Annotated in this window: 12 protein-coding genes; 7 read left to right on the forward strand and 5 right to left on the reverse strand. The window is 69.9% G+C overall.

What is annotated here, in order from left to right:
- Positions 1–308: 308 nt before the first annotated feature.
- The 3 genes from NR810_RS21610 to NR810_RS21620 are packed head-to-tail and all read right to left on the reverse strand — an operon-like array spanning position 309 to position 3171.
- Entirely contained in the window at positions 309–1268 is a 960-nt protein-coding gene (locus NR810_RS21610; RefSeq protein WP_257455092.1) for an NAD-dependent epimerase/dehydratase family protein, read from the reverse strand.
- Positions 1269–1273: 5 nt separating this feature from the next.
- Positions 1274–2023, reverse strand: coding sequence for a nucleotidyltransferase family protein (locus NR810_RS21615; RefSeq protein WP_257455093.1), 750 nt, complete (start codon positions 2021–2023; stop codon positions 1274–1276).
- Positions 2020–3171 (reverse strand): glycosyltransferase family 4 protein, encoded by a 1152-nt coding sequence (locus tag NR810_RS21620; RefSeq protein ID WP_257455094.1) that lies wholly within the window; start codon positions 3169–3171, stop codon positions 2020–2022. Before NR810_RS21620 ends, NR810_RS21615 begins: the two co-directional genes overlap by 4 nt.
- Positions 3172–3347: 176 nt before the next feature.
- Between NR810_RS21620 and NR810_RS21625 the strand changes: the two genes are divergently transcribed.
- The 3 genes from NR810_RS21625 to NR810_RS21635 are packed head-to-tail and all read left to right on the forward strand — an operon-like array spanning position 3348 to position 6573.
- Entirely contained in the window at positions 3348–4832 is a 1485-nt protein-coding gene (locus tag NR810_RS21625) for an MraY family glycosyltransferase (protein ID WP_257455095.1), read from the forward strand.
- A gap of 5 nt (positions 4833–4837) precedes the next feature.
- Entirely contained in the window at positions 4838–5881 is a 1044-nt protein-coding gene (locus NR810_RS21630) for a nucleotidyltransferase family protein (RefSeq protein WP_257455096.1), read from the forward strand.
- Between the two features lie 14 nt (positions 5882–5895).
- On the forward strand, positions 5896–6573 hold the full coding sequence (locus NR810_RS21635; protein WP_257455097.1) for an acetoacetate decarboxylase family protein: 678 nt from the start codon (positions 5896–5898) through the stop codon (positions 6571–6573).
- A 28-nt stretch (positions 6574–6601) separates the two neighbouring features.
- Here the strand turns inward: NR810_RS21635 and NR810_RS21640 are convergent, their stop codons facing one another.
- Positions 6602–7003 carry a DUF6567 family protein gene (locus NR810_RS21640; protein ID WP_257455098.1) on the reverse strand — a complete coding sequence of 134 codons (402 nt, stop codon included), beginning with the start codon at positions 7001–7003 and terminating at the stop codon, positions 6602–6604.
- 91 nt (positions 7004–7094) lie between these two features.
- On the opposite strand from NR810_RS21640, the gene NR810_RS21645 reads away from it, so the two are divergent.
- A complete protein-coding gene (locus NR810_RS21645) occupies positions 7095–8066 on the forward strand; it encodes a nucleotidyltransferase family protein (RefSeq protein ID WP_257455099.1) in 972 nt (323 codons plus the stop codon).
- Positions 8067–8153: 87 nt separating this feature from the next.
- On the forward strand, positions 8154–9452 hold the full coding sequence (locus tag NR810_RS21650; protein ID WP_257455101.1) for a UDP-glucose dehydrogenase family protein: 1299 nt from the start codon (positions 8154–8156) through the stop codon (positions 9450–9452).
- A gap of 58 nt (positions 9453–9510) precedes the next feature.
- On the opposite strand, the gene NR810_RS21655 is transcribed toward NR810_RS21650, so the two are convergent.
- Complete coding sequence (locus NR810_RS21655) at positions 9511–9849, reverse strand: hypothetical protein (RefSeq protein WP_257455102.1); 339 nt, start codon at positions 9847–9849, stop codon at positions 9511–9513.
- Positions 9850–9954: 105 nt separating this feature from the next.
- Between NR810_RS21655 and NR810_RS21660 the strand changes: the two genes are divergently transcribed.
- Positions 9955–10566 (forward strand): hypothetical protein, encoded by a 612-nt coding sequence (locus NR810_RS21660; RefSeq protein WP_257455103.1) that lies wholly within the window; start codon positions 9955–9957, stop codon positions 10564–10566.
- Between the two features lie 109 nt (positions 10567–10675).
- Positions 10676–13294 (forward strand): O-antigen ligase family protein, encoded by a 2619-nt coding sequence (locus tag NR810_RS21665; protein WP_257455104.1) that lies wholly within the window; start codon positions 10676–10678, stop codon positions 13292–13294.
- Positions 13295–13318 lie beyond the last annotated feature (24 nt).

Genomic DNA, 13318 nt, shown 5'->3' on the forward strand with positions numbered 1-13318 from the left:
GTTGCAATAAGGCGAGGGCTGTTTTTCGAAATCACCCGGTCAAACGTGAAAATCACGTCGAGCCGATAAAGTGCAATGGTGTTGCAAATGCAAAGAAGTATCCGAGAAGAGGACGCCCTGTTCGGAACGAGGACACCCCTCGGCGAAAGGCTGTCGTGTCTTGAGGCGGTGTCTGGTTTGTGAGCGGGCACCCTGCCTGCTTCGTTCAATGAAAGACATTGGGTGCCGGAAAAAGAACCGGGGCCGCTTCGAGAGGAAGCGGCCCCGGGGAGCAAGTCAGGAGTCGAACGGATGGACCGTGTGGCGGACTACTCGAGGTGCGAGCCGCCGCTGGCGAGGTACTGCCGGTACCACTCCACGGTGCGCTTGAGGCCCTCGTCCAGGCTCACGCGCGGCGTCCAGCCGAAGAGCGTGCGCGCGCGCGAGCTGTCCGCGAACATCCGCCAGATCTCCGTCGGCCGGTACTCCAGCGCGCCAATCTCGATGGAGGATTTGGTGTCGGTGAGGGCGGCGATCTTCTTCACCAGGTCGCGGATGGCCACCTCCTCGCCCGAGGCGAGGTTGACCGGGCCCTCGATGGTGCCGGTGTGATCGGCGGCGGCGAGGAGCCCGTCCACCAGGTTGCCCACGTAGTTGAACTCGCGGGTCTGCTCGCCCTTGGTGGTGCGGATGGGCTTGCCCTTGAGGCAGTTGATGATGAGCTCGGGGATGATGGCCTTGCTGCTCTGATAGGGGCCGTAGGCGTTGAAGGGCCGCAGCACGACGATGCGCCCGCTGCCCTTCATCCGCTGCTTCATGCGGCAGTACAGCTCACCGGAGTACTTGGTGATGGCGTAGGGAGAGATGGGCTCGGGGTTCATCGTCTCCACGAAGGGCACGCCCGACTGGTGGCCGTACACCTCGGAGGTGGACATGTAGACGAAGGCCTCGGTGCCGGGCACCACGTCCAGCAGGTTGGCCGTGCCCTTGGCGTTGACGTCGAAGCACTCCTCCACCTGCCGGAAGCTCTCGCCCACGTGGTTGTAGGCGGCCAGGTGGAAGACCACGTGCGGGTCGAACTTCGCCACCTCGTCCAGCGCGCCGCGGTTGCGCAGGTCCGCTTCGATGACCTTGATGCGCGTCCACTCATCGCGCAGGCGCTCGTTCTTCATCACGTTGCCGTAGCGCGTGGTGACGGCCACCTTCGCGCCCTGCTCCAGCAACCGCTTCACCAGGTGGCTGCCGATGAAGCCGGAGCCGCCCGTCACCACCACGCGTTTGTCTTTCATCCCGCTCATGTTCCCGTCCCTTCCAGAAGGGTGAAGAATTCGATCTCGCCCTCGGCTTCGGTGCGTTCCTTCTCGGTGTTCACCGTGAGGTGCTTGCCCTGGTGCTTGTGTGCCCGTACGGCCCCGCGCTTCGTCAGCGCGCCGAGGAACATCATCAGGTCCGTCCCCCGCCGCATCTCGTCCAGCGCGGCGGGCTCGCAGAGGATGAAGCCGATGTTGATCCAATACGGCAGCACGGGCTTCTCCAGCAGCCCCGACACCCGGTCCGTGTCCCCGTCCATGGAGACGATGCCGTAGGGGCTCTGCAGCGGGTACACCGTCATCGTGGCCAGGGCTCCGGCCTCCGTGTGGTGGCGGGCGAGCGAGCCCAGGTCCACGTTGGCCAGGGTGTCGCCGTAGCAGACGAGCGCCCGGCCGGGCACGTGCCGGCGTGCATCCAGCACGCGGTCCGCCATGCTGGCGTCCTCACCCGAGTCCACGCACACCACCTCTTCGATACCCGAGGGCAGGGACAGCTCCTCGACGAAGCGGACGATGGCCTCGGCCTTGTAGCCGGTGCACAGGACGAAGCGGCGCACGCCCTGCAGGGACAGGTAGCGCAGCAGGTGCTGGAGCAGCGGCTTGCCGCGCAGGGGGACGAGGGGCTTGGGGAGGTGCTCGGTGAAGGGACGGAGGCGCTCGCCCTTGCCGCCACACAGCAGCACGGCGGTGACGTCCGAGAGGGGAGAGCCGGTATCGGGAGGAGGAGTGCTCATGTGAGGGCCTGCTGGATGCGCGTGACGAGCGGGCGCCGGAAGTTCTCGGGGGTGAGGTGGCGCTGCACGGCCTCGCGGGCCTTGGCGCCCATGCCAGGCAGCAGCTCCGGGTGGCGGTGCAGGTGCTCCAACCGCTCGCGGATGGCGCGTGCGTCACCGGTGGGGACGATGTAGCCGTTGACGCCGTCCTCCACCAGGTCCGCCGCGCCGGTGTTGTCGGTGACGATGACGGGCACGCCGCTGGCCATGGCCTCGGCCACGGAGTAGGAGAAGCCGTCGGCCAGCGAGGGGTGTACCAGGACGCTCGTCTTCCCGTACACCTCGCCGTAGCCCACCTTGCGCACCTCCACCGGCTTCACCACGAGGGAGGCGTCGCGCGCCTGGAACTCGCGCAGCATGTTCGTCGCCGCGCGCGAGCCCGGCCCGCCCCAGAGCACCAGCTCCGCGTCCTTGGGCTTCAGCGAGTCCCAGGCCTCCAGCAGGTAGTGGAAGCCCTTCCACGGCTCGATGAGGCCCACGAAGCTCACCCGGAAGACGTCCTGTGGGAAGGTGGCCTGGGGGAACTCCGAGAGGTCCAGGGGCGGCGTGGCCACCACCAGCTTCTCCTCGGGGAAGCCGCGCGCGAGGAAGGTGCGCCGGGCGCGCTCGGACATGACGCGCACCACGTCCGCGGTGCGGTATTCGTCGAGGATGCGCCGGTACATGCGCGGGCCGATGTTGCCCTTGAGGCCGAACTTGCGCGACTCGCGGTCCACGTGGGAGCGGAAGTCCTCCACATGGGTGTTCACCACGTCCAGCACCGTGCGCATGCCCCGCCGGCGGGCGGCATGGAGGCTCTCGGCGCACTGGCCCACCACGCCCTGGAAGACGTCCGCGGCGGGCAGGTTCGAGGCCACGTAACGGTCGAAGTGCAGGTCGCTCGCGAGCACCATCCAGTCGCGGCGGCGGCGCAGCAGCGGCACGCGCCCCATCCACGTGGACAGGGGCGAGGCGGGCACCCGGTGGGTGCGCGGCTCTCCCGAGTCACGACAGAAGACGCTCAGCGAGAAATCCTCGCGGAGCGCCTCGAGCATGTGCTGGAGGTTGAGGCCCTGGCCACCTTGTCGGGCCACGGCATTGGCTGCGAGGAGCAGAGCCTTCTCGTTCACGGCGCCCTCTTACACAATCCCACCCCGGCTTGGGTACAGGGGATTGCATCGCGGGGGGATTGAATTGTCCGGTCGGTCCCTCCCCATCCGGACGACATATTTGTCACACCTCCGGGCATTGACGCACCGCGCCCATCTCGGCACCATGCGCCGCCTTTGGGGGTGGAGAGTTCGAGATGATTACCTATCTGGTGGCATTCCTCGTCGCGCTGATGGTGGCCCTGGTGCTGACGCTGGTGGTGCGTAACCGTGCCCTGGTCTGGGGCTGGGTGGATCAGGCCAACTCCAGCCGGAAGGTCCACGTCCGTCCCATTCCCCGTCTGGGCGGAATTGGTATCGTGGGCGGATTCTTCGCGCCGCTCTGTGCGCTCTTCCTGGTGGACTCGGTGGTGGGTGTCCAGTTCCTCTCTCAGACGGAGCTGGTGTGGGGTCTGTTCGGCGGCGGGCTGGTGGTGGCGCTGCTGGGACTCTATGACGACTTGAGGGGCGCGGGCGCGAAGCTGAAGTTCAGCGTGCAGATGCTGGTGGCGCTCGGGCTGTACGCGCTGGGCTTCCGCATCGAGGTCCTCGCCAATCCCTTCGGGCCCGAGGTGCCGCTGGGCCTGCTGGGGCTGCCCTTCACCGTGTTCTGGGTGGTGGGGGTCATCAACGCGCTCAACCTCATCGACGGGTTGGACGGGCTGGCCGGTGGGGTGGCCTTCTTCGGGGTGGGCACCAACTTCATCCTCGCGCTCAGCCGTGGGGACGTGCTGCTGTGCCTGCTGATGGCGGCGCTGGCGGGCGCCATCCTCGGCTTCCTCGTCTTCAACTTCAACCCGGCCTCCATCTTCATGGGGGACACGGGCAGCATGTTCCTGGGGTTCGTGCTGGCGGCCGTCTCCATCAAGACGAGCGCCAAGAGCGGTACCGCGGTGGCCATGCTGGTGCCGGTGATGGCGCTGGGCCTGCCCATCATGGACACGCTGCTGGCCATGGTGCGGCGCACGCTGCTGGGCCGGCCCATGTTCAGCGCGGACAAGGAGCACATCCACCACCGGATGATGAGCCGGCTGGTGCTCAGCCACCGCGCGACGGTGCTGGTGCTGTACGGGCTGTGCGCCCTCTTCACGCTGACGGCGCTCGGTCTGCACTGGGCCAACAGAGCGCAGAGCGCCATGCTGCTGACGGGCATGGGGGTGGTGGTGGCGGTGCTGATGCGCAAGCTGGGCTACCTGGACCTGCGGCGCGCCAGCGGCATGAGCGAGTTGCGGCGCAAGAACATCCGGCTGCGCTCGCTGGTGAAGGGCGTCACCGACGAGGTGCGCGTGGCCAATGGGCCGAAGGACCTCTGGGCCGCGGTGCGTCCGCTGGCGGAGGCGCTCGACGCCTCTCGTCTGGAGCTGCGCCTCGAGCGCCAGCGTGACGGCAACCGCGACGGGCTCACCTTCGAGACGCGGCGGCCCGCCGGCGCGGCGCTGCCGCTGGAGGTGTCCCTGCGGGTGGAGGGCTCGGGCGAGACGCTCGGCCGGTTCCTGATCGCCTGGAGTGACGGGCGCTCGGAGATCAACCGCGACGAGGAGCTGGCGCTGGAGCTGGTGGTGGACGCGGTGGGGGACCGGGCCGGGAAGCTGCTGGCCCAGGCCGAGGCGGATCCCCTGCGCGTCGTCTCGTTGCGGCGGTGAGCGGCATGGGCGCGCGGGCGCTCCTGGACGTGCTCCGGGCCTGGCCGGAGGCCCCGGGGGGCTCCGTGCCCGGAGACGCGGAGGCCTTCGTGCACGCGGCGGCCCGGCATGGGCTCGCGGGCTTCGTGCAGCACGCGCTGGGGCGCTCGGGCTGGGCGCTGGACGAGCCGGTGCGCACGCGCCTGCGCCGCGAGGCCCTGGCCCAGGCCGCCCGGGGCATGCGTGTGAAGGCGCTGCTGCTGCGGAGCCTGGACGCGCTGGCTCCGGTGGGGGTGGTGCCAGTGCTGCTCAAGGGCCACGGGCTGGCCGTGCGCCTCTATCCGGAGCCGCTGCAGCGGGCCACCACGGACGTGGACCTGCTGGTGGCGGACGAGGAGGTGGCGCCGGCCTCGCGTGTCCTGGAGGGGCTGGGGTTGAGGCCGCTGAGCGAGGCGGCGGCGGCGCACGCGCGGGAGCACGAGCACCACCTGACCTTCTCGGGTGCCGCGGGGATGGTGGAGCTGCACTTCCGCGCCCTCGTCGGCTACGGCCAGGCGCTGGAGGGACGGGCGCTGCTGGCGCGCGCGGAGGAGGCGGTGCTGGAGGGCCGGCGCGTGCGCTACCTGAGCGCGGAGGACGAGCTCGTCTACCTCGCGCTGCACGCGAGCAACCACCTGCTGCAGCGGCTGTCGTGGCTGTTCGACCTGAAGCTGCTGATGCTGGCCCATCCCGGGCTGGACTGGGGGCGGGTGGTGGAGGTGGCGCGCGGGACGGCCTTCCCCCACCTGGCGTGGTACGCGCTGGAGGCGGCGTGGCGGCTGGTGGGAGCGCCGGTGCCGGAGGTGACGCTGGCGGCGCTGGCTCCGCCCTCGTGGCAGCGGATGATGGCGGCGCGCTTCTTCACCGCCGAGCGGCTGTTGGACACGGAACTGATGAACCACAAGCCGGCGTGGGTGGCGGCGAAGCTGTTGCTCGCGCCACGGCTGTTGCCCATGGCACGCTATACCGCGCGTCGGCTGCGGGAGGATGGGCTCGCGGCGCTGCGCGCGCACTTCGTGTCCTCACCCTGAAGGGAGCCCCGCTCGTGTCCAGGTCCTCGGCGTCGAAAGACTTTCCTCCCGCTCCCTGGGTCCTCCGGGGACAGATCTACGGCTCCATGTGGATGGTGCCCGCCGAGCGCATCCAGTTCCGTGTGGATCCAACCTTCGAGCTGCTCACCTTCGCGGGCCGTGTGTGCGTCGTCGCCTGCTTCGTGGACTACCAGGAGGGGAGCGTGCTCACCTATGGTGAGCTCTTCGGTGCCGTCAGCGTGAGGACGCGGGAACCGCGCCACCGGGGGCTTACGGTCACCCACATGTGGGTGGACAGCGAGCGCTCCATGCGTGGAGGCCGCGCGCTGTGGGGCATGCCCAAGGAGATGGCGCGGTTCGAGTTCGACCACCATCCGCCCGAGGGGGCCTTCAGGGGCATCGGTTGGGATTCACGGAAGAAGGAGCTGGCGAGGATGAGCTGCGACGTGGTCGCTGGACTGCCCGACAGCGTCCGCATCCCGATGAGCCTGCCGAACCTGCAGATGCTGGATGGGAAGGTGCAGTCACCGAAGACGGCGATCCACTTCTCGCCCCGGCTGATGCGGACCGAGTGGTCCATCCCCGAGGACAGCCCCCTGGCCTCGTTGGGCATCTCGGGGGCGAGCCCCTGGATGAGCTTCCAGGTGCGGAACTTCGAGTGGAACCTGCCCGCGGCGACTCCAGTGGACTGAGCGCCGCGGGAGGTGGGCGGGCGCTGGACTACTTGCTGACGGACGGGCGCCCGGCCGCGCCGGACGGCGTGAGCTCGAACACGTCGCCAGACACGGTGAGCTGGCGGGTGCAGTAGAAGCCCAGGTAGGAGCGGATGGCGTAGTCCTCGCGCAGGTTCATGATGACCTGGTTGGGCGCGAGCTCGGCGGAGAGGTACAGCTCCTGCATCGCCTCCTGGTACAGGTTGGTGGAGAGCGGGATGATGCAGAGCACGGAGCCGGTGGAGGACGCGCCGCTGGCCGGTTTCACATAGCGTACGCCCGCGACATCCATGCGGTACTCGAGCTGCTGGGTGGAGATGGCATCGCGGATGAAGCCGCCGGACGCACCGCAGCCGGCGAGCAGTCCCGCGCCGAGGGCGAGGGTCGAAAGACGAAAGGTCTGGGTCATGGTCGCGCAGCCAACAACCAGTGGCCCGGTGACGTCAAGAGCAGGCTTCCGATTGCGTCCCGTGCGTGCGAGTCGCTAAAGGTCCGGCCTCATGGCGATCAGTCTCATCGACACCTTCCGTCTCCTGGCCTCGTTCGACCCACCGCGCCGTTCACTGCGCGGGGCGCCGTGGGAGGAGTACGTGGACTGGTCCATCGCGCAGGGTCTGGCGCCGTTGGCCTCGTACAACCTCGAGTACCGGCTGGGTGGGGCGGACGCGCCGGAGTGGGCTCGCGACCGGTTGCTGAGCATCTACCAGGGCTCGCTCAACGACAACGTGATGAAGCTGGTCAACTTCAAGCGCTCCGTGGATGACCTGGAGGGCCGCAAGCTCCTCCTGTTGGGAGGAGCCGCCTTCGCCGACACGCTCTATCCGCACGTGGCCTTCCGCCCGGTGCTGGAAATCCAGATGCTGTTGCGGCGCATGGACGTGGATGCCTTCGCCGGCTACCTCGCCCAGCACGAGTTCCGTCCGGAGCCCGACGAGCCCGCCCATGGCGCGGCCCGGGTGGTGTCCGACGGCCGGACCCCCATCTTCCTCTACGCGGACGTGCTCGGCTCCGAGCGCCGCGACGAGGTCCAAGGCATCTTCGAGCGTGCGAAGCCGATGAGGATGTACGGCTCCTCCGTCTACCGTCCGGACCTGGAGGACATGGTGCTGCTCGTCGTCCTGCAGCACGCGCGAGAGGGCTACCAGGTGCCCTGGCTGTCCTTCGTGGACCTGCGCGAGCTGGTGATGGGGGCGAAGTCGATGGGGGGCCTCTACTCGCGCTCCATGGATGTAGCGCTGTTGCTGGAGCGGGCGAAGGCGTGGAGGCTGGAGCGCTCCCTGTATGCGTCGCTGTCCCTCGTGGCGCGGCTGTTCCCCGAGACGACCGAGGCGGTGAAGCCGGCCCTGCCGCCGCTGCGCCGCGCCACGCGCGAGTTGCTGGACAGGCTGGTCGTCAACCCGGCGAGCGAGCCCGGCCAGATGAGCCATGTGCGGGGCTCGGATCGGTTGCGCCGGCTGCTCACCGGGCAATGAGGGGGGCGCCTGGACGTGACTCGCCCCTTCCCCCGGGTGCCCCTCCCGGCGTAAGAGCGTTCCCGGCTTCTGTCAGCCAGGACGCTCATGCACATCGCCATCATCGGAACGGGCTACGTAGGTCTCGTCGCGGGTACCTGCTTCGCGGACTCGGGTAACGACGTCATCTGCGTGGATATCGACGCGCGGAAGATCGCCCAGCTTCAACAGGGAGAGGTTCCCATCTACGAGCCGGGTCTCGAGGAGCTCATCCGCAAGAACACGCGGGACAGGCGCCTGAGCTTCACCACGGACCTGGCCGCGTCGGTGTCGCGTGCGCAGGTGGTGTTCATCGCCGTGGGCACGCCCGAGGGTGAGACGGGCGAGGCGGACCTCCAGTACGTGCTGGCGGCGGCGGAGCAGATCGGCCGGGCGATGCGCCAGTACACGGTGGTGGTGGACAAGAGCACCGTGCCGGTGGGCACCGCGGACAAGGTGCGCGAGGTCATCTCCCGCGTGACGGAGGTGGAGTTCGACGTCGTCTCCAACCCCGAGTTCCTCAAGGAGGGAGCGGCGCTGGACGACTTCCTCAAGCCGGACCGGGTGGTGATCGGCACGGAGTCGGAGCGGGCGCGCAAGGTGATGGGCCAGTTGTACGCGCCGTTCGTGCGCACGGAGAACCCCATCCTCTACATGGACACGCGCTCGGCCGAGCTGACGAAGTACGCGGCCAACGCGATGCTGGCCACGCGCATCTCGTTCATGAACGACATCGCCGCGCTCTGCGAGCGGGTGGGCGCGGACGTGGACTTCGTGCGCAAGGGAATGGGGGCGGACAAGCGCATCGGCTACCCGTTCCTCTTCCCGGGCGTGGGCTACGGCGGCTCGTGCTTCCCCAAGGACGTGAAGGCGCTGGTGGCCAAGGGCCGCGAGCAGGGCCTGGAGTTGGATCTGCTGCGCGCGGTGGAGCGCACCAACGAGCGGCAGAAGAAGGCGCTGGTGCACAAGGCGCTCAAGCACTTCGGCTCGCTGGACGGGCGCAAGTTCGCGGTGTGGGGCCTGGCCTTCAAGCCGAAGACGGACGACATGCGCGAGGCCCCGTCCATCGAGGTCATCGAGGGCCTGCTGGCCAAGGGCGCGCAGGTGTCGGCGCATGACCCCGTGGCCGAGCGCACGGCGCGGCGGGTGTTCGGCGAGCGCATCCGCTACACGAACGTGCCCTACGAGGCGCTGGAGGGCGCGGACGCGCTCTTCGTCGTCACCGAGTGGAACGAGTTCCGCCACCCGGACTTCGAGCGCATGAAGGCGCTGATGAAGACCCCTGTCATCTTCGACGGCCGCAACATCTACGACCCGTCGCGGATGAAGGAGCTGGGCTTCTCGTACATGGGTCTGGGCAGGCGGTAGACCCTCACCCCGGCCTTCTCCCAAAGGGAGAGGGTGGGGGGCCCGGTGCGGCCGGGGTTCAGCGGGCCAGACCGCAGTCCTGCTTGCCCTTGTCCGTCCGGATGAACGCGCAGAAGCGCCGGTTCTGGGCTTCTTCGTCCTGATTGTTCGGATCCGTGTCCTGCTCGTCCGGGGGAGGGGCGACGCACGTCGTCAGCTTCTCCTCGCAGGCGGCGAGCTGCTCCTCGGTCTCCTCGACGCGTGTCTGTTCATCGGCCACGGCCTGGAGGCAGATGGTGCGGTTGACGGGCTCGACACAATCGCAGAGCCGCTCCGACAGTTCCCGGCACGAACTCTTGCAACCGGCGAGGGCGAGCAGGGCGGAGGAGATCAGGAGGAGGGTGGCGGAGCGGCGCATGAGGTGGGCGAAGATGCCAGATGGAGTCCTGGATGCAAGCAATGGCGGAGGCAGGGTCGGGTGCTAGCCTCTCCGGTTGCTCACTTTCCGGGAGACTCCCTCGTCATGACGTCGCTCCTCCTCGTCCTGCTCGCCGTTTCACCCATGCCCGGCCAGGCCTCGTTGCTGGCTCCCGCCCGTGCCGAACCGGGGCCTTCGGCGAGGCTGCTCGTGGCCCGGGACACGCGGGAGGAGGCGGTCCTGCTCTCCCGGCTCGAGGCTCCCGCCACGGAGAGCCATGAGGAGCGCATCCGCGCGCTGTCCCGTGAGATTGACGACATCAACACACGCCTGCGCCGCACCAGTACGAACTGGCCCATCGGCTCTCTGGTGATGTCCTACGCGGGCTACGTGCTGGCGCCGATGCTGCTCGTCGGGCTCCCGCTGATCGTCTACGGGCTGGCCGTGTCGACGCAGTACGCGGCCACGCTCGTTGGTATCGGCGCGGCGCTCACGGTGCTGGGAGGTGGTGGCGTGGCCCTGCTCATCGTGGGCATCGTCAGTGGCATCAACGCCTCGGAGGCGGCCCGAGCCGAGCGCGATGACCTCCTCCGCAGGCGCGGTCAGCTCGAGGACGAGCTGCGCGAGCTGAAGCAGGCGAGGCCGGAGTCCTCCGTGCAGGCCTGGCGCGATGGACGGGCCGAGAGCTTCATGAGGGTGGCCTCGCTGTCCTTCTGAGCAGGCGGGCGGGCTTCCCTCCGCATCCCGGCTTCCCCTGGGGAGGCGGGTCCGGAAGCGGCCACTTCCGAGCGCCTGTTCGGACCCGTGACATACTCGGGCCGCCCCCATGTTCCCCGTGTCTGACTCCCACTCCCGGCTCTCCCGGTATGCCCTCGGCGCCGAGGGAGTGCTGGCGATGCTGCTGGTGCTGCTGCCGCTGGCGCTCGGGAGCGCGCCGGGCTGGGTTCTCTGGCCGCTCGTGGCGCTCTCGGGACTCGCCTTCGTCCTGGCGTGTGTGGGGGCCAGGAGGCAGGGCCGGGCGCTGTACCTCCCGCCGCTCGCGCTTCCCCTCGGGGCGGGGGCCCTCCTCTGCCTGCTTCAGCTCGTGCCGTTGCCGCCGGGGCTCCTCGCCGTCCTGAGCCCCGAGGCCGCCGGGCTGCGTGACTTCGCCCTCGTTCCCCTGGGACTGGACGGCCCGCGGCCCCTGTCGCTGGACCCGCCCGCCACCTGGCGCGAGCTGGCCCGGCACCTGGCGTACCTGCTCACCTTCGTCGCCGCCGTGCAGGTGTGCCGCTCCAGCCGCGCGCGCCGCCGGCTGTTGAGCACGCTCGCCTTCACGGGAGCGGGGGTGGCCTCGCTGGGGCTGCTGCACGCGTTGCTCAGCCTCGACAGGCTCTTCGGCGTCATCGCCTTCATCCACGCGCGGCCACCGCTCCTCACGCCCTTCGGCAATCCCAACCACCTCGCGGCCTTTCTCACCCTGTCGGCCACCGTGGCGTTGGGGCTCGCGCTCTCCAGTGGGACGCGGGTGCGCGCGGTGCCCTTCGCGGTGGCCGGCGTGCTGAGCGGAGCCGGCGTGCTGCTGACCCTCTCGCGCGGGGGCATCGCCTTCTTCGTCTTCGGGCAGCTCGCCTTCGTGCTGTTGCTGCTCGGGCGCCGGGCGGAGAAGGCGCGGGCGCGCACGTGGCGCCGGGGCGGGGCCGTGCTGCTGTGTTTCCTCGCGGTGCTCGTGGTGGGCGGCTACGTCGCCTCCGAGCGCATCTCCGCCGAGCTGGCCACCGCGGACAGCGTGGAGGAGCTGCGCCAGAGCAAGATGGAGCTGTGGCCGGAGGTGGCCTCGGCCGCGCGAGCCTTCCCGCTCGGCATGGGGCGCGGTGCCTTCGAGTCCGTCTTCCCCCGCTACCAGACCCGGCCCGTCATCAATACCTCCACGCACCCGGAGAACGCGGTGCTGCAGCTCGCCAGCGAGCTCGGGGTGCCCGGGGTGTTGCTGCTCGCCATGCTGCTGTGGGGCTTCGGCCGGTTGCTGCGCCGGGAGAGGCTGGGGGTGATGGAGATGGCGGTGCTGGCGGGCGTGGCGGCGCTCGGGCTGCACGACCTCTTCGATTTCAGTCTGGAGCTTCCCGCGAGCGCGGTGGCGGCCTGGGTGGCACTGGCCACCGTGGCCCGGTCCGATGACTGGGAGCGCTCCGGGTCCCCGCGCGGCCATGCGCCCCTGCCGGTGCTCGCGGTGGGAGTGGTGCTCACGGCCGTGGGACTGGCCGCGCTCGTTCCCGGCCGGAGCACCTTGGCCACGGCCGAGGAGGAGCTCGGCGGACTCGTCGCCGCGCGCGCCCCGCTCGCCGAGGTGCGTGCCCGGGGGCTCGCGCTCATCGACCGGCACCCGGCGGATCATGGGCTCCAGGACTTGATGGGCATCGCCCTCGCGGACGCGGGGCCCTCGGAGGCGGTGGAGGCGCTCGCCTTCGCCAACCGGGCCCTCTTCCTGAACCCGCAGGATGCACGGGCCCACCGCGTGGCGGCGCGAGCCCTGCTCACGCTGGGCCGCCGCACCCAGGCCTTCCTCGAATACCGCCTGGCCTTCGGGGCGGGAGACCGGGAGCTGGTGTGGCGGGAGGCGCTCGGGCGGGCGCGCACCCTCGCCGAGCTCCAGGCCCTCACGCCGGACTCGCCGGCGGACGTGGTGCCCTTCGCCACGGAGCTCATCCGGACGGGGCACGCGGAGGAGGCGCTTCCCTGGCTCGCCTGGGCCCGCGAGCGCCTCGGCGAGGCTCCCGAGGTGGTGGGCTTGTGGGAGCGCGAGGCACGTCTGCGGCTCGACCGGCGCGAGCTGGTGGAGGCCGAGTCCGCCAGCGCCGAGGTGTCCCGCCGGGCACCGGACGTGCTCTCCTCGCACCTGCTGCACGCGGACGTGCTCCGGGCCCAGGGCCGGAAGGAGGAGGCGCTCGAGTTCCTCGAGGCGCTGCGCACCCGCTTCCCGGGTGACGAGGAGCTGGCCTTCACGCTGGCGCGGCAGCAGGTGGACCTGGGCCTGACGCGGCGTGCGCGGGAGACGCTCCAGCAGGTGGCGCCCTTCCTTTCGAGCCTGCCGCATCGGGCCCAGCTGTTCATGCTGGAGGGGGCCAGCTACGAGCAGGAGGGGCACCGCGCGCGGGCGCTCGAGTCGTGGAAGTCGGTGGCGCGCATCCAGCCCGGCCCCGAGGCCTGGTTCAAGGTGGCGAGTCTGCACGAATCGCTGCACCAGTTGGACGCCGCGGCGCGGGCGGTGCGCGAGGGATTGAGGCTGCTGCCCGCCGACAAGCGCGCGGAGGGGGAGGCGTGGGTGGACCGCCTGGAGACGGCGGAGCGCCAGCGCATGGAGTCCCGGCGTCGCGAGCGGATTGGGGACGCGGACGAGCGGGACCAGCTGCTGCGGGTGCTGGGGTCGGAGGAGGACGTGAGGGCCGACGGAGACGAGGGACTCTGAGCGGTCGCCCCACGGGTGCTCCGA

It is taken from the genome of Archangium lipolyticum (assembly GCF_024623785.1).
Classification (GTDB): domain Bacteria; phylum Myxococcota; class Myxococcia; order Myxococcales; family Myxococcaceae; genus Archangium; species Archangium lipolyticum.